Source organism: Arthrobacter sp. S39 (genome assembly GCF_004320525.1).
Classification (GTDB): Bacteria; Actinomycetota; Actinomycetes; order Actinomycetales; family Micrococcaceae; genus Arthrobacter.
This window is the reverse complement of sequence record NZ_SIHX01000005.1, coordinates 242444-257359: the sequence shown is the minus strand read 5'-3', so window position 1 is coordinate 257359 and position 14916 is coordinate 242444. Positions and strand designations below refer to the sequence as shown.

12 protein-coding genes are annotated in these 14916 nt (G+C 66.5%); 7 read left to right on the top strand and 5 right to left on the bottom strand.

Annotated features, from left to right (window positions below; translation table 11 throughout):
* Nucleotides 1-33 precede the first annotated feature (33 nt).
* The gene (locus tag EYS21_RS12445; protein ID WP_131133513.1) at nucleotides 34-918 is read left to right on the top strand and encodes a hydroxymethylpyrimidine/phosphomethylpyrimidine kinase; all 885 of its coding nucleotides are present in this window, start codon (nucleotides 34-36) and stop codon (nucleotides 916-918) included.
* On the opposite strand, the gene EYS21_RS12440 is transcribed toward EYS21_RS12445, so the two are convergent.
* Nucleotides 915-1538: a TetR family transcriptional regulator gene (locus EYS21_RS12440; protein ID WP_131133512.1), complete on the bottom strand. Its 624-nt coding sequence runs from the start codon at nucleotides 1536-1538 to the stop codon at nucleotides 915-917. The two genes, EYS21_RS12445 and EYS21_RS12440, sit on opposite strands and share 4 nt — an antisense overlap.
* 97 nt (nucleotides 1539-1635) lie before the next feature.
* On the opposite strand from EYS21_RS12440, the gene EYS21_RS23740 reads away from it, so the two are divergent.
* Nucleotides 1636-1962 carry a hypothetical protein gene (locus EYS21_RS23740; RefSeq protein WP_131133511.1) on the top strand — a complete coding sequence of 109 codons (327 nt, stop codon included), beginning with the start codon at nucleotides 1636-1638 and terminating at the stop codon, nucleotides 1960-1962.
* Nucleotides 1963-1997: 35 nt separating this feature from the next.
* Here EYS21_RS23740 and EYS21_RS12430 read toward each other — a convergent pair whose 3' ends face one another.
* Together EYS21_RS12430 and EYS21_RS12425 are read right to left on the bottom strand one after the other, a co-directional pair.
* Nucleotides 1998-3221, bottom strand: coding sequence for a serpin family protein (locus EYS21_RS12430; RefSeq protein ID WP_131133635.1), 1224 nt, complete (start codon nucleotides 3219-3221; stop codon nucleotides 1998-2000).
* Between the two features lie 410 nt (nucleotides 3222-3631).
* The gene (locus EYS21_RS12425; protein ID WP_131133510.1) at nucleotides 3632-5026 is read right to left on the bottom strand and encodes an MFS transporter; all 1395 of its coding nucleotides are present in this window, start codon (nucleotides 5024-5026) and stop codon (nucleotides 3632-3634) included.
* Nucleotides 5027-5357: 331 nt separating this feature from the next.
* Here EYS21_RS12425 and EYS21_RS12420 point away from each other — a divergent pair, with 331 nt between their 5' ends.
* Genes EYS21_RS12420 through EYS21_RS12410 form a run of 3 tightly spaced genes read left to right on the top strand, consistent with a single transcriptional unit; the run spans nucleotide 5358 to nucleotide 8490 of the window.
* Nucleotides 5358-6026, top strand: a complete 669-nt coding sequence (locus tag EYS21_RS12420) for a response regulator transcription factor (RefSeq protein WP_131133509.1) — start codon at nucleotides 5358-5360, stop codon at nucleotides 6024-6026.
* Nucleotides 6023-7459, top strand: coding sequence for a HAMP domain-containing sensor histidine kinase (locus tag EYS21_RS12415; protein WP_131133508.1), 1437 nt, complete (start codon nucleotides 6023-6025; stop codon nucleotides 7457-7459). Before EYS21_RS12420 ends, EYS21_RS12415 begins: the two co-directional genes overlap by 4 nt.
* Entirely contained in the window at nucleotides 7456-8490 is a 1035-nt protein-coding gene (locus EYS21_RS12410; RefSeq protein ID WP_131133507.1) for a TAXI family TRAP transporter solute-binding subunit, read from the top strand. The genes EYS21_RS12415 and EYS21_RS12410 overlap by 4 nt, the downstream gene beginning before the upstream one ends.
* Nucleotides 8491-8601: 111 nt before the next feature.
* On the opposite strand, the gene EYS21_RS12405 is transcribed toward EYS21_RS12410, so the two are convergent.
* Nucleotides 8602-10089: a helix-turn-helix transcriptional regulator gene (locus EYS21_RS12405; protein ID WP_131133506.1), complete on the bottom strand. Its 1488-nt coding sequence runs from the start codon at nucleotides 10087-10089 to the stop codon at nucleotides 8602-8604.
* A gap of 181 nt (nucleotides 10090-10270) precedes the next feature.
* On the opposite strand from EYS21_RS12405, the gene aceA reads away from it, so the two are divergent.
* Both aceA and aceB read left to right on the top strand, forming a co-directional pair.
* Entirely contained in the window at nucleotides 10271-11587 is a 1317-nt protein-coding gene (aceA, locus tag EYS21_RS12400) for an isocitrate lyase (protein WP_131133505.1), read from the top strand.
* 222 nt (nucleotides 11588-11809) lie between these two features.
* The gene (gene aceB, locus EYS21_RS12395) at nucleotides 11810-13462 is read left to right on the top strand and encodes a malate synthase A (RefSeq protein ID WP_131133504.1); all 1653 of its coding nucleotides are present in this window, start codon (nucleotides 11810-11812) and stop codon (nucleotides 13460-13462) included.
* Nucleotides 13463-13677: 215 nt separating this feature from the next.
* Here the strand turns inward: aceB and EYS21_RS12390 are convergent, their stop codons facing one another.
* Entirely contained in the window at nucleotides 13678-14874 is a 1197-nt protein-coding gene (locus tag EYS21_RS12390) for an MFS transporter (RefSeq protein ID WP_131133503.1), read from the bottom strand.
* Between the last annotated feature and the right edge of the window lie 42 nt (nucleotides 14875-14916).

The window sequence follows — 14916 nt, the reverse complement described above, 5'->3', positions numbered from 1 at the left end:
CGGGCGGCCGAGGCCGGATGGCAGGATAGTGCCATGACTCCCGTTTCAGCTGATGTCCAGTCCCCCGCTGCCGCTCCCGCCGTTGTCCTGACGATCGCGGGCTCCGAAGCAACGGGCGGTGCCGGCGCGCAGGCCGACCTGAAGACGTTCCAGGAACTGGGCGTGTTTGGCATCGCCAACCTGACATGCATCGTCTCCTTCGACCCGAACGACAGCTGGAACCACCGTTTTGTGCCGGTGGACCAGCAGGTGATCGCGGACCAGTTGGAGGCCACGACGGCGGCGTACGGTCCGGCGTCGGGCGTACCTGCGGACGAAGCGTCAGTGCCGGAGCGGCCCGTCCTGGACACCGTGAAGATCGGCATGCTCGGCAGCCCCGCCACTATCGGCACGGTGGCGGCGGCACTGAAAAACGGCCGGTTCCGCAACGTGGTGTTGGACCCCGTGCTGATCTGCAAAGGCCAGGAGCCGGGCCATGCCCTGGACACCGACCAGGCCCTGAAGTCGCAGATCCTGCCGCTGGCAACTTTCGTCACGCCCAACCAGTTCGAGGCGGAGTCGCTGTCCGGCCTGGCGATCACCGACGTCGAGTCACTGAAGGCCGCGGCCGTCCGTATCCATGAGCTCAGCGGCGCCGCGGTCCTGGCCAAGGGCGGTGTACGGCTGGAAGGTCCGGACGCCGTCGACGTTTACTACGACGGCGAGACGCTCGAAGTCCTCAGCGCCCCCAAGGTGGGCGAGGTGGCGGTGTCGGGCGCCGGCTGCTCGCTCGCTGCGGCCGTAACGGCGGAACTTGCCAAGGGCTCCACTCCGTTGGAAGCGGCCCGGGCGGCCAAGGACTTTGTCACGGCGGGGATCCGCAACCGGGTGGCCTCAGGAGCTCCGTTCGACGCGCTCTGGCAGGGCGGTCCGCGCTAGCGTTTTGAGTCTTCCAGCGGCGAGTCTTCCGCCCGGGCCGCTTCCAGCAAGTCCTCGGCCACGAGTGTGGCGGTCCGCACGATGAAAGCCCGACGGCGGTCCAGACGGTCCGGGGCGGACCCCGCCAAAAGTGCTTCGATCTGGGGCAGCACCGTCCAGCCGTCACACAGGGTCACGATGGTGAGAACCAGGTCGGCTGCGTCCGTGCGGCCGATACCGGGCAGGACTGTCAGCATCTGCTCCACTTTTGCGGCGCAGTGGTCCGCACGCGTGGCCCGGTCCACGGTGTTCCTCCCCCGCTCCAGGCCTTCCCAGAACAGGAGCCGGGCCAGGGCACCGTCTTTCGTGTGACGGTCAAAAAGCCTGCCGGCGTATTCTCCGACGTCCGCAGCGCCATGCCCCTCGATGGGGACCTCGGACATCACCCGGACCAGTTCCGCGGCCAGCACGGCGTCGAAGAGGTCGTCCTTCTTGCCGAAGTACTGGTAGATGCGTTCCTTGTTCACGCCGGCCGCCGCGGCAATGCGGTCCACCCGGGCACCGGCAAGGCCTTTGTCGCTGAACTCCTCGGTGGCGGCAGTCAGCAGCAGGGCTTTGGTGCGGTCAGTGTTCCAGGCCATGCCACGATTCTACCCGTTTCCAACTAAGTAGTTGCACTTTTGCAGAGCCCGCATTAGTCTCGTTTTATCAAAAGCAACTAAACAGTTGGAGTTAGCCATGAACAGCACGCTCGACCCCCTTACGACTGCTCCCGCGTCCGATGCCCCGGTTCAGGCTCCGGCTCCCGCCCCGGTCCCTGTTCAGGGGCCGCCTGCCCCGTCCATCCACGTCCGGGCCGTCATCACCTGGCTGGCCATCTTCCCGCTGGTCGCCGTCGGCATGATCGGCGTGGCGCCCCTTACAGAGGGCTGGCACCCGGTACTCCGCGCGTTGGTTCTGACGCTCGTGGTGGTCCCGGTGGCGGTCTACCTGGTGTTGCCGCGCCTCTTCGCCGGCTACGGTGCCCTGGTACGCCGCCGCAGTTTCCGCACGACGGCGCGCTAGGCTCCGGCTCCTAACTTCATGCGGCCGGGCGGCGCCTACCGCGGGTCGGCGACCTTCCCCATAAACAGCGGCAGGCCCGTCCCGACGTGCACGATCTGGTACTGGAACGGCCGGTCGAAGCTGATGGACCGCGCCGGCTGTGGCTGGACGCTCGTCGCCATGCCGTTGATCTGGGTCACGGCTGCGGCCACCGTCCCCTTCTCCGCCACGGTGATGTTGGCGTCCTGTGCGGCCTGGGTGATCATCAGTCCCGGCTGGATCGCGTCAAAGTCGCTGGTGGTGGTCAACGTCCTCGCCAGCCCCAGCTGCTCAAGAATGGCCCGCACATCAAAGTGGCTCTTGTGATCCCAGGTGGGCAACGCAAGGTCAATGTCCTCAGTGCCAGCGGCGTCGAGGGCACGCGCCACCTCCGCCAGCCGGTCCGCTGTGAGGGCGGCAGCACCGCCGTCGGAATCTCCAGCCGGGAGCACCAGCCGCATCACGAAGCCCTCACCGTAGGGCAGGTCCACGGCCTGCCAGCCCGGGCCCTCGGCGTAGGCCATCTCCTGCAGGCCGTGCATCATCGGCACATCAACCGTTCCGGCGCCTGCCGTGGTGAACGGCTCATCCGACGTGTCGTTGGCGTCGAACGGAACGTCCCAGGCGGCGGCGAAATAGACGGCGTTGAGCAGGCTGAAAGTGTTGTCTGGGTCGTAGGGCGCCGGCGCTTTCTCGATCCGGCCGCCGGTGTTTTTGTTGACCCACGCATCGATCGCCGGTTTGGTGACAGCCTCGTCACGGAAGTCCACTGGATACACGCCGGTGCCGTAATTCGCCGCCAGGGTGTCCAGGTAGCCCGGGCCGGCAGGGACGTTCTTATCCACAAACAGTCCGTTGGCAGTGTGGACCAGCGGTTTGGCAGGCGGGTTGTCCTCGTCCACTGAGCCGGGGTCGCCGTCGTACTCTTCCAGGGACGCGAGCAGTGCGTTCATGGCCTCGTCCCGGTCCGCGTCCGGAAGCCCCAGTACGGCATCCATTTCTGCGGCGGCCTCCCCCGAGGCGCCGGCCCGCAACATGGCCAGGGCAATCAGCAGGCTGCCCGGCGACGCGATGACGTTCCCGTCTCCGCTGGCGAGGAGGGCGTCGCCCAGCCTCAGGGCGGAGTCCCGGAACGTGGCCATCTCGTCCGGGAAGGCCGTGCGGTCCACCGAAACCCGTTCGACGCCGTCGGCCGTGAGCAACCCAGGCGGCGCCGGGGCGGCACACGCCGCCAGTCCCATCACCGCACCCAACGCCATCGCCCGCTGAAAACGAAACACTCTGTTGCCTCCCCCGGCACACCAGGGCGGGAATCCGCCTGCTCCCAGTGAAACAGCGACGGCGGCGGCACACGATGCCTGTACGGTCACGCTTTGCACTCATTTTGGTCTCGCCGGACCGGCGCGGTTGTATGGGTTGCCGGTCGCCACCGGGCCCCTCCCCCACCAGGACGCTCTCTCATTTAATGCAGGAAAACCCGGCACGCTCTATCACTTTCTTGAGGAGAGTGAGAGAGCATCCGGGTTTTTCCTGCAGGATCTGCGAGAGCGTCGTGGGCGGGTACGACGGCGGGTGCCCGGCACGGTCCCGGACGGAACCGCATTGCCGGGCACCCGCCGTCGTACTCCCTGGGTGCCTCTGCCGCTGGACGCTAGGCGTCCACGAGGTCCTTGTCCTTGTCGTCGTCCTTGGCCGGCCGGTTCCAGGCGTCGCCCTGCTCGCGGTCGAGGTGGGTGGCCTTCTTGTTCCGCAGCGCGAAGATGTAGACCACCAGCGAGATGGCGATGGCGACGGTGACGTAGGTGAAGAACAGGTCCACGCGCTCGGCCTTCTGGAACGCGGCGCCGATCAGCGGCACCGTGCCGCCAAAGAGCGAGTTGGCCACCGCGTAGCCAAGACCCACACCGAGGGCGCGGATGGAGGCGGGGAACAGCTCAGCCTTCACCAGGGCGTTGATGGAGGTGTAGCCGCCAACGACCAGGAGGCCGCCCATCATCAGCAGGAACGCGGTGAAGGGATCCTTGGTGTTGGAGAGCGTGGACAGCAGCGGCCAGGTGAACAGGACGCCGGTGATGCCGAACCACAGGAGCAACGGCTTGCGGCCGACCTTGTCCGAGATGATGCCGTAGACGGGCTGGAGCAGCATAAAGATGAACAGTGCCCAGAAGTTGATGACCGAGGTGTCGGTCTTGGCGATGCCGGAGGTATCGTTCATGAACTTCAGGATGAAGTTGGTGTACGTGTAGAACGCCACCGTGCCGCCCAGCGTAACGCCGATGCAGATCAGCAGGGGCTTCCAGTAGTGCGTGAACAGCAGCTTCATGGTGCCCGGCTGGGCTTCGCCGGGAGCCAGCGGCGCCTTGGCGGCACGGACCTGCTCGTCGGAGACGGTTTCCTCCATCGAACGCCGCAGCCACAGGACCACCAGCGCCGCGACGCCGCCGATGGCGAACGGGATACGCCAGCCCCACTCGGTCAGGTCGCTCTTGGGCATGAAGTTCTGCAGGATCACCAGCACCAGCAGGGCCATCATCTGGCCGCCGATCAGGGTGACGTACTGGAAGCTGGAGAAGAAGCCGCGGCGCTTGGACGTGGCGGCCTCGGACATGTACGTGGCGCTGGTGCCGTATTCGCCGCCCACGGAGAAGCCCTGGACCAGGCGGATAAGGATCAGCAGCACCAAAGCCCAGACGCCGACCTGCTGGGTGGTGGGCAGGATCGCGATGGCAAAGGAGCCTGCGGACATCAGCGTCACACTAAGGGTCAGCGCGGCCTTGCGGCCCTTGCGGTCCGCGTACCGGCCGAAGAACCAGGCGCCGATGGGGCGCATCAGGAACGACGTCGAGAAGACGGCCATCGCCTCAAGGCCGGCCTGCAGCTCGTCCTTGGAGTTGAAGAAGTGCGCCTGGAAGTAGGCGGCGAAGACTGTGTAGACGTAGAGGTCGTACCACTCCACGAGGTTGCCGGCCGAGCCCTTGAGGATGTTGCTCACGGCCCGGCGGGTCTGTGCTGACTCGCTCTGGACTTCGGTTTCCTGGGTGCTCATCGCTGAACCTTCCTGGCCGGGGTCGCCACGGGTCCCCGGCATACTTCCTTGCTGTCCACGGCTACGTTGCCCATGGTTCCTCCTCGACATTGACGGTCCCCGGAAAGCCGGGGACCCATCCAAGCTATTCGTGATCCACCGCACAACCAACGCGAAGGGGGAAGTCCTAACACTTCCTTAGGTTTTGCTCCGGCCGGCGCCCCGCACCCGAGGTCTTTCCCATGCAGGGCCCGGCGCAGGGACCGGTGCAGGGCGGAAAACCGGCGGACGGGGTAATCTCCAAAGGCGGGATGGGGAAAGAAACACCGCTCAAACGGAACAGGAAAAGGCCATGGATGTGCTCATCGTCGAGGACGACGACGCCATGGCGTCCGCCCTCGACGCGGCAGTCGTTTCCGCCGGACACACAGCCTTCCGGGTTGCCCGCGGGGCCGACGCGCTCCTGGAACACCGGCGCTTTGAGGTCATTCTGTTGGACCTGGGGCTCCCCGATATGGACGGCCTCGACGTCCTGCGGAAGCTTCGCCAGGTCACACCGGTCCCGATCCTGATCCTCACAGCGCGCGACGACGAACGCAGCGTGGTGCTTGGGCTACGGTCCGGCGCCGACGACTACCTCGTCAAGCCGGTGAAACTCGTTGAGCTGCTCGCCCGCATCGAAGCCGTCACCCGGCGGGCAGGCCGCGCCAAGGACAACAGGCCGCGGAACATCGTGCTGGGCGGACTCGAAGTGGACCTCGAACGGCGCGTGGCCGCCATCGGCCCCAAAGTCCTGCCTCTGACCGCCACCGAATTCGACCTGCTGGCCCTCCTGGCGAGCCATGCCGGTTCGGTGGTCACCCGGGAGCAGATCCTGGACGCGCTGTGGGGCGACGCGTTCCTTGCCTCCTCCCGCTCCCTTGACGTGCACCTGACGGGCCTCAGGGCGAAACTCCAGATGCCGGGCTTCATCATCAACGTCCGCGGCGTGGGCTACCGGATCGAGGCCGATCCTGCATGAGGCTGCGTGTCCTCGGCGTCTTGAGCGTCCTGTCCGTCCTCATCGTCGTCTTCGCCTCCACCGCGATCCTGACCTCGGCCAGCCGGGAGCTCACCCAGGAACTCCAGATCAACCGGGCCGCTTCGCTCAACCGCCTCGCGCAAGTGGCGTTCGACGCCGCGACGGACGGAGGCGATGCCACGCAACTGCAGACCGAGATGGACAGATATTCGGAACTGTACGGGGAGGGGGTCCTGGTCCGCCTCCAGACGGGCACGCTGCGCTCGGGCGGCCTGAGCGAGGACAGGCCCGATGTGAGGGACGCGGTAGCCAGGGCTAACCTCAACCTCAGCGACACAACGCTCGCTCCGCTGCAGCCGTTCGGAACGGGTTCTGAGGTGATCGAGCGGTCGTTCGGCAGCGCCAGCCAGGTCCTGGGCGAGGCTGTGCTGGAGGTAAATTCCGACGCGGCGCGGCAGAAACTGCGGGAGCGCTGGCTCCTGGTCGCAGTGGCGGCGGCCGTCCTTGCTGCGGTGCTCCTCGTCGGTGCCGCCCGCGTGACGGGATGGGTGCTCCGTCCCGTGCACCGGCTGAATTCGGCAGTAACGGAGCTCGAGGCAACGGGCAAGGCCGGCAACCTTCCGGAGGCCGGCCCGCCGGAGCTGCGCGAACTGAGCCGTTCCTTCACCAGGATGGCCCGGACGGTCAGCGAGAGCATCGACTCCCAGCGCCAGCTGATTGCCGACACGTCCCATCAGTTACGCAATCCTGTCGGGGCCCTGCGGTTGAGGATCGATTTGCTGCAGCTGGAACTCCAGACAGCCCGGGAACGGAAGGCGGCGGGTGGGGTTCTCGCGGAACTCGAACGTGTGGAAGAGATCCTTGACGGAGTGCTGCGGCTGGCGGCGGCCGAGCACCGGGCGTTCGAAGACTCGGCCGGGAGCCCGCCGGGGACCCCTACGCACGGACTCGCTGCCGTCATTGATCCCTACCCGGTCCTGCAGGAGGAAACCGAACGCGCCGGCCCTGCGGCGCGGCGTAGCGGGTCCTCGATCGTGCTGGCGGGCCCGCCGGACCCTGCGGTGCACATCGCCTGCAACGCCGCCGAGCTGGCCCAGATGGTGGGCGAGCTGATCAACAACGCCGTCAAATACGCGGCCGGCGCCGGCATCACAGTGGCGGTCCGCGTACGCAAGGAGGCGGTCGCCGTCGTGATTTCCGACGACGGTCCCGGACTTTCCGCCGAAGGACGGGCTGCTGCCACAGCCCGTTTCTGGCGCTCCCCGGAGCACCGGGAGATCCGCGGCAACGGCCTGGGCATGACCATTGTGGACAAACTTGCCGCAGCCAACGGGGGCCGACTGCTGCTTACGGAAGCCTCGCCGCACGGCTTGATCGCGCGCATCGAGTTTCCACATGCCGTGGTCCACCCGGGAGAGGAAGCCCCGGCATGACTGGGCTTACCGGCATGACCGGCCTGTCCGGAGGCCTTCCGCCGCGGCGGACCGCGCTCAAGGCAGGACTGGCCGCCGGACTGGCGGGGCTGTTCTTGCAGGCTGTCAGCGCCTGCACTCCCGGCGACCGTCCCGGCACGGTGACCGTGGCCGGGGGTGAGCCCGGCGGGTTCTATCTTGAGTTCGCCACCTTGCTGGCGTCGTCCCTCCAGCGTCATGGCGTGGCGGACCAGGCGACGGCACTGACAACCGGGGGCAGCCTGGACAACCTGGGACAGCTGCTGACCGGACAGGCGACCTTCGCCGTCGCGCTGGCCGATGCTGCGGCCCAAAAGATCGGGGCAGACAGCATCTCGGCCAACGGAATCAAGGCCCTCGGACGGGTCTACGAGAACTATGTCCACTGCGTTGTGCGGAAGGACAGCGGCATCAGGGATCTCGCCGGGCTGGCCGGCCGGACAGTCGCTGTGGGCGAGGCCGGTTCGGGAACGTCGCTGACCACCCCGCGCCTGATTGAGGCGGCCGGGCTCAGCTCGGCGGCTGTTGGCGCGGCACCTGCCCCGGCCACGGAGAAGACAGTCACCGTGCTGAACCTCGGGCTCAACGATGGCCTCGCCGCGCTGCAGGACGGGTCAGTGGATGCCCTGTTCTGGTCCGGAGGTGTCCCCACAGCGGCAATTGCCGACAGCAACAAGGCAGCCGCGCTGGTATTCCTCGACCTTTCGTCGTTGATTCCGTCGATCCGGAGCCGGTACGGCCCCTACTACGACCGCGTGCTCATCCCCGCCGGCAGCTACGAGGGCGTTCCGGCAGTCTGGACCGTGGGCGTGGCGAATCTCCTCCTGTGCCGGAACGACCTGGACGGGCGGACAGTGAAGAGGACCGTCGAATTGCTGGTGGGGCACGCCGACGAACTGATTCCACGTTCCAGTCTGGGGGTGCAGTTCCTGAGCCCGGAATCGCTGATCAACACGGCCGGGCTGCCGCTGCACCCGGCCGCCGCAGCCGCCTACCGCGAACTCCATGGGTGACGGAAACGCTCGCTCACTTAACGCAAGAAATGCGCGAACGCTTTCTCACTTTCCTTGGGAGAGTGATAGAGCGTCGGTCAAAAACCTGCGTTAGGTAACGAGCGTCCGGGGTCAACTCCCCGAATGCGCCTGCAGGAAGCTGTAGACCTCGGTTTCGTCGACGCCGGGAAACGCCCCGGGCGGCATGGCGGCCAGCAGGTGCGAATGGGCCCGCGCAGACGGCCACGCGTTGCCGGCCCACTCCGAAGCCAGCTCCGCCGGCGGCCGCTTGCAGCAGTTTTCGTCCGGGCACGTGGACTTTGACCGCTCCGTGGTGTCCCGCCCGCGGAACCACTTCACGTGCGCGTACGGGACGCCGACCGAGAGCGAAAACTCACCGTTGGCTGAGCGTTCGGTCCGCGCAGTGCACCAGTAGGTCCCGGCCGGGGTGTCGGTGTACTGGTTGTACGCACGGAACTTGTCGGCGACGTCGAACACCACCCGGGAGGTCCACTGTTTGCACGACGGTTGGCCCTCGATGGCGCCGGTATGGTCCTGCGGGAACGTCACGCCGTCGTTCTCGTAGGCCTTGTAGATGATCCCGCTCTGGTGGGTCTTCTGGAAGTGGGTCCGGATGTCCAGGTGCTCGGTGGCGAGGTTCGTGAAGCGGTGCGCGGCGGTTTCGTAGGAGACCGCGAACGCGTCCCGGATGTCCTCCACCGCGATTTCCTTGGCCTGCTTGGCGTGCTGCAGGAACTCCACGGTGGCCTTCTCCGGCAGCATCAGGGCAGCCGCGAAATAGTTCGTGGCCACGCGCTGCATCAGGAAATCGCCGTAATTCTTGGGCGTCTGGTGGCCCAGGACGTAGTGCCCCAACGCCTGCAGGAGCACGGAACGGGGGTCGTGGTCCGTCCGCTGGTTCTGCGTGAGATAAATTCTGTGGTTCTTAAGATCGGTCACCGACCGCGTTGAATGCGGCAGGTCGCCCACGTGGTGGAGGCTGAATCCGAGGTGGGCAGCGATGTCGGCGATGACGTGCTGGGACAGCGGGCCGGTGGTGTGCCCCACGCTCGTCAGTACCTTCTGGGCCTCCGCCTCATACTCGGGGAAGTAGTTGTTCCGCTCCCGCATCATGGCACGCAGTTCACCGTTGGCGCGGCGGGCCTCCTCCGGCGTCGCGATCTGCTCGTTCAGCTTGCGCTCCAGCTCATGCTGCAGTCCCACCATGGACTCAAGCACATCCATGGGGAGCCGCGAGCTGATGCGGATTTTCGGCAGGTTCAGGGATTCGTAGATGGGGCTCCGCTGGTACCGTTCCAGCTCGATTTCCAGCGCAGCCCTCCGGTTGGGCGGCTCCGCGCCCAGCAGCTGGTCAATGCCCACGTTGAGCGACGCGGCGAGCTGCTGCAGCAGCCCCAGTTTGGGCTCGCGCTTGCCGTTCTCGATCAGGCTCAGCTGGCTGGGCGCGGTCCCGACGGCGGCACTCAGGTCATCGAGCGTCATGCCGGCCGCCTTGCGCAGGTGGCGGACCCGGCGGCCCAGGCTGATGACGTCCAGTTCCGGGGCGGCGGCGGACGACGGCGGTGCGGCGGCTTTGCGGTTCCAGCTTGAAGGGGGCATTTCTTGAGGATACGCGAAGAAGTGCGTTTCTTTCCATGGTTTTGCTCTAGAGAAGTATTTGGAAGTGCTGAAAAGTAGTGATCACGGAAAGAAACACCGCACCGGGGTAGCCGGCCGGGACTGCAAGGAAGCAGCCCCGGCCGGCGGATTACCACCCCGGAGCTCAATCAAGGAGACAACGATGACTGCAGCATTTGAGCCCACCCAGCAGACGCCCGAAGAGCAGGCCGCCGCCCTGGAGCTCGAGTGGGCCGCCAATCCCCGCTGGGAAGGTGTGACCCGTGACTACAAGGCCTCGGATGTCGTCCGGCTCCGCGGCCGTGTCTCCGAAGAGCACACCCTGGCCCGCCGCGGCTCGGAGAAGCTGTGGAAGCAGCTGACGGAGGAGCACAAGACCGGCGGATACACCAACGCATTGGGCGCGCTGACCGGCAACCAGGCCGTGCAGCAGGTCAAGGCCGGCCTTCGCGCCATCTACCTTTCGGGCTGGCAGGTTGCAGCCGATGCCAACAATTCCGGCCACACGTACCCGGACCAGTCGCTGTACCCGGCCAACTCGGTCCCCACCGTGGTGCGCCGCATCAACAACGCGCTGCTCCGGGCCGACCAGATCGAGTTCTCCGAAGGCATCCAGACTGTTGAGGACTGGATGGTCCCGATCGTCGCCGACGCCGAGGCCGGCTTCGGCGGCCCGCTGAACGCCTACGAACTCATGAAATCCATGATCCAGGCCGGCGCCTCGGGCGTGCACTGGGAAGACCAGCTCGCCTCGGAGAAGAAGTGCGGCCACCTCGGCGGCAAGGTCCTGATCCCCACCCAGCAGCACGTTCGAACCTTGAACGCTGCCCGCCTGGCCGCCGACGTCGCCGGCACCCCCTCGGTGGTCATCGCCCGTACCGACGCCGAGGCAGCCACCCTGATCACCTCCGACGTCGATCCCCGCGACCAGGAATTCGTCACCGGCGAACGCACCCCGGAAGGCTTCTACAAGGTCCGCAACGGCATCGAACCCTGCATCGCCCGCGCCAAGGCCTACGCCCCGTACTCCGACCTCATCTGGATGGAAACGGGCACTCCGGACCTCGAACTGGCCCGCAAGTTCGCCGAGGCGGTCAAGGCCGACTTCCCGGACCAGATGCTCTCCTACAACTGCTCGCCGTCGTTCAACTGGCGCAAGCACCTGGACGACGCCACGATCGCGAAGTTCCAGCGTGAACTGGGCGCCATGGGCTTCACGTTCCAGTTCATCACCCTGGCCGGCTTCCACGCCCTGAACTACTCGATGTTCGACCTCGCCCACGGCTACGCCCGTGAAGGCATGAGTGCCTACGTCGAGCTCCAGGAAAAGGAATTCGCCTCCGAGTCCCGCGGCTACACCGCGACCAAGCACCAGCGCGAAGTCGGCACCGGCTACTTCGACGACATCGCAACTGCGCTCAACCCGAACGCATCCACGCTGGCCCTGGTGGGATCCACCGAAGAAGGCCAGTTCCACTAGCAACTTCCGACGGCGGCGCTTGCGTCCGGCCTTCGGACCGGCATCGCTCTGCCTGCTATTCCCCATGCCCGCCCCATGACCTCGTAGAACTCGGTCGGGGGCGGGCACAGGGCCCCTTTTACGCAGGCTGCCGCGTTACCGGCTCCTTTCGGCCTCGTGCGTATCTCACCTAATGCCCGGCAGCCGCCGTCGAACTTCCCTTTCGTCTTTAAGGAGACTGAGATGAACAGCTTCACTGACAACTTCACTATCAATGGCATTACGTTGACCGCGCAGCCTATTTGCCGGCAGAACGAGGTTCTGACTCCGGATGCTTTGGAGTTCGTGGCCAAACTGCACCGGGCCACCGCCGAGCGGCGGCAGGAGCTGCTGCAGGCACGCCGGACCCGGCGGGCTGACATTGCCGGCGGCCAGGATCCGCGGTTCCTGCGGGAGACCGAGGACATCCGCAATGACCCGTCGTGGCGGGTCGCTCCCCCGGCGCCGGGCCTGGAGGACCGGCGGGTGGAGATCACCGGGCCGGTGGACAAGAAAATGACCATCAACGCCCTGAACTCCGGCGCGAAGGTCTGGCTCGCGGACATGGAGGACTCCTCCACCCCGACATGGCGGAACGTGATCAAAGGCCAGCTGAACCTGACCGATGCGCTGGAGCGCCGGATCGACTTCACCACCGAAGAGGGCAAGGAATACCGGCTCCGCCCAGCCGCGGAACTGCCCACCATCGTGGTCCGCCCCCGCGGCTGGCACCTGCCCGAGAAGCACATGCTCATCGACGGGACCCCCGTGGCCGGCGGCATCGTGGACTTCGGCCTGTTCTTCTTCCACAACGCCCGCCGCCTCCTGGCCCAGGGCAAAGGCCCGTACTTCTACCTGCCCAAGATCGAAAACCACCGCGAAGCCCGGCTCTGGAACGACATCTTCATCCTCGCCCAGGACCTGCTCGGCATCCCGCAGGGCACCATCCGAGCCACCGTGCTGATCGAAACCATCACCGCGGCCTTCGAAATGGAGGAGATCCTCTACGAGCTGCGCGATCACGCTTCGGGCCTGAACGCCGGCCGCTGGGACTACATCTTCTCCCTGATCAAGAACTTCCGCACCCGCGGGCCCCGGTTCGTCCTGCCGGACCGCGCCCAGGTGACCATGACGCAGCCGTTCATGCGCGCCTACACCGAACAGCTGGTCCGTGCCTGCCACAAGCGCGGCGCCATGGCCATCGGCGGGATGGCCGCAGCCGTGCCCAACCGCAAGGACGAGGCTGCCAACACCAACGCCTTCGAGAAAGTCCGTGCGGACAAGACCCGTGAAGCCAACGACGGCTTCGACGGCTCCTGGGTGGCCCACCCGGACCTCGTGCCGGTATGCCGCGAGGTGTTCGACACCATCCTCGGCGACCGCCCCAACCAGCTCGAGAAGCTCCGCGAGGACGTCACGCCGGATGACCGGGCACTGATCAACGTGGCCGCCACGGAAGGGACCATCACCGAACAGGGCATCCGGAACAACATCGAAGTCGGGATCCGCTACATCGAGTCCTGGCTCCGCGGCAACGGCGCCGTCGCCATCCACAACCTCATGGAAGACGCCGCCACCGCCGAAATCTCCCGCTCCCAGATCTGGCAGTGGATGTACGCCCGGGCCATCACCGACCACGGCGAAATCATCACCCACCACTGGATCGAGGAACTCCTCGACGAAGAATTCGCACGCCTGGAACGCTTTGACGGCGACCGCTTCGACGACGCCCGCGACATCTTCGAAGAAGTCACCCTGGCCCAGGACTTCCCGTCCTTCCTGACCCTCCCCGCCTACGCCAGGTACCTGACGGAGGCCCGCGAAAAGGCCACCGAGGAGGAACTCGCGGCGGCGTAACCGATTTCCGTCCGCCGGGCAGGCACACCCTTCGCAACAGGAACCCCGAAATCCGGGGGCCGGCCCGGCGACGGAACACCCTCCATACGACGCGAACGTACAGTTGAGGCCCCAAAATCGAAGGATTTCAGGGCCTCAACTGTACGTTCGCGCCGGAGATTGGCGGCGGGTGGGGGCAGACAGGAGAAAACGGACGACGACGGCGGGACGTCGCCTCAGCGGCCCTTCGGTACCAGCCGCACGGCGAGGGTTGTGCTCAGGAAGAACGTCAGGACTGATGCCAGGACCACCAGCAGCGCCGGGGTCCAGGAATCCGACGTGTCGTGCACAAATCCCACCAGCGGCGGGGCCACCGCCGCGAAGCAGTAACCCACGCCCTGGACGATGGCGGACATCCGTCCCGCGGACGCCTGGTCCCGGGCCAGCTTGATAATGGCGATGAAGATCAGCGTGATCCCTCCGCCCTGGGCGATGCCGCCGCACACGGACCACAGCCACCACAGGCCCGGCGCCAGCAGCAGCCCGGCCGGCACGGCCGTCCACAGCACGCCCAGGGTGACCGCCACCGCCGTCGTACTGGAGTATTTGGCAGCGAACGGGACGCCCAGGCCGCCCACAATGGCGAGGATCTGGAAGATGGACGAACCGGCGCCGGCCGCCGAGGCGGACATGCCCAGTTCGTCGTTAAGGTAACTCGGAAGCCAGGCGGTCACGGCGTAGTAGGAGAAGGCCTGGCCTGCGAATCCGGCCGTGAGCCCCGCGGTGATCCAGCCGGAGCCCTTGACTGCGGGCCGCTCCTGGCCGCCCGCCACTTCCACGTTTGTCGGCACAAAGGCGCTGCGGACCCCGACGGCGGCGGTCCAGAAGGCGATCGCCGCCACGGCCAGGATTCCCACGGCCGCGAGCGCCGTCCGCCAGCCGGCCAGCTCGGCCAGCGGCGCGGTGACCACGGAGGTCAGGAAGGAACCGATATTCAGCGCAGCGGTGTACACGCCCATGGCGGTCCCCTGGCGCAGCGGTGAAAAGTCGCGCCGGATGATCAGCGGAACGGCGATGTTTCCCACCGTGATCGCGAGACCGATCAGGACCGTGCCCGCCACCACCAGGGCAGGCCCACCGGCCGAGCGGACAACCACCCCGGCGAAAACACCAAGAATGGTGAGCGTGACGGCGAACTCCGCCCCGAGCCGGCGCGCAGCCATGGATGCCAGCGGCGCAGACAGCGAGAAGCAGAGCACCGGGATGCTGGTCAGGAGCCCCAGCACCACCGGGGAGAATCCCAGGTCAGCCTGCATGATGTCGACAACGGGGGCCACCGCCACAAACGGACCACGCAGGTTGAGCGCGAGCAGGCCGATGCAGGCAAGCAGGATCCACGCGCCCGGAACCTTGGCCAAAAGCCGGCCGCTCATGGGGCGCCCGTTGGCATTAAAAGTGATTTCATCACTTCCATT

Excerpts from the sequence above, each read along its gene's own strand:
- EYS21_RS12425 (WP_131133510.1), bottom strand. The coding sequence starts at position 5,026 with ATGAGCACCCAGGAAACCGAAGTCCAGAGCGAGTCAGCACAGACCCGC.
- EYS21_RS12445 (WP_131133513.1), top strand. The coding sequence starts at position 34 with ATGACTCCCGTTTCAGCTGATGTCCAGTCCCCCGCTGCCGCTCCCGCC.
- EYS21_RS12430 (WP_131133635.1), bottom strand. The coding sequence starts at position 3,221 with ATGGGACTGGCGGCGTGTGCCGCCCCGGCGCCGCCTGGGTTGCTCACG.
- EYS21_RS12440 (WP_131133512.1), bottom strand. The coding sequence starts at position 1,538 with ATGGCCTGGAACACTGACCGCACCAAAGCCCTGCTGCTGACTGCCGCC.
- EYS21_RS23740 (WP_131133511.1), top strand. The coding sequence starts at position 1,636 with ATGAACAGCACGCTCGACCCCCTTACGACTGCTCCCGCGTCCGATGCC.
- EYS21_RS12415 (WP_131133508.1), top strand. The coding sequence starts at position 6,023 with ATGAGGCTGCGTGTCCTCGGCGTCTTGAGCGTCCTGTCCGTCCTCATC.
- EYS21_RS12390 (WP_131133503.1), bottom strand. The coding sequence starts at position 14,874 with ATGAGCGGCCGGCTTTTGGCCAAGGTTCCGGGCGCGTGGATCCTGCTT.
- aceA (WP_131133505.1), top strand. The coding sequence starts at position 10,271 with ATGACTGCAGCATTTGAGCCCACCCAGCAGACGCCCGAAGAGCAGGCC.
- EYS21_RS12420 (WP_131133509.1), top strand. The coding sequence starts at position 5,358 with ATGGATGTGCTCATCGTCGAGGACGACGACGCCATGGCGTCCGCCCTC.
- aceB (WP_131133504.1), top strand. The coding sequence starts at position 11,810 with ATGAACAGCTTCACTGACAACTTCACTATCAATGGCATTACGTTGACC.
- EYS21_RS12410 (WP_131133507.1), top strand. The coding sequence starts at position 7,456 with ATGACTGGGCTTACCGGCATGACCGGCCTGTCCGGAGGCCTTCCGCCG.
- EYS21_RS12405 (WP_131133506.1), bottom strand. The coding sequence starts at position 10,089 with ATGCCCCCTTCAAGCTGGAACCGCAAAGCCGCCGCACCGCCGTCGTCC.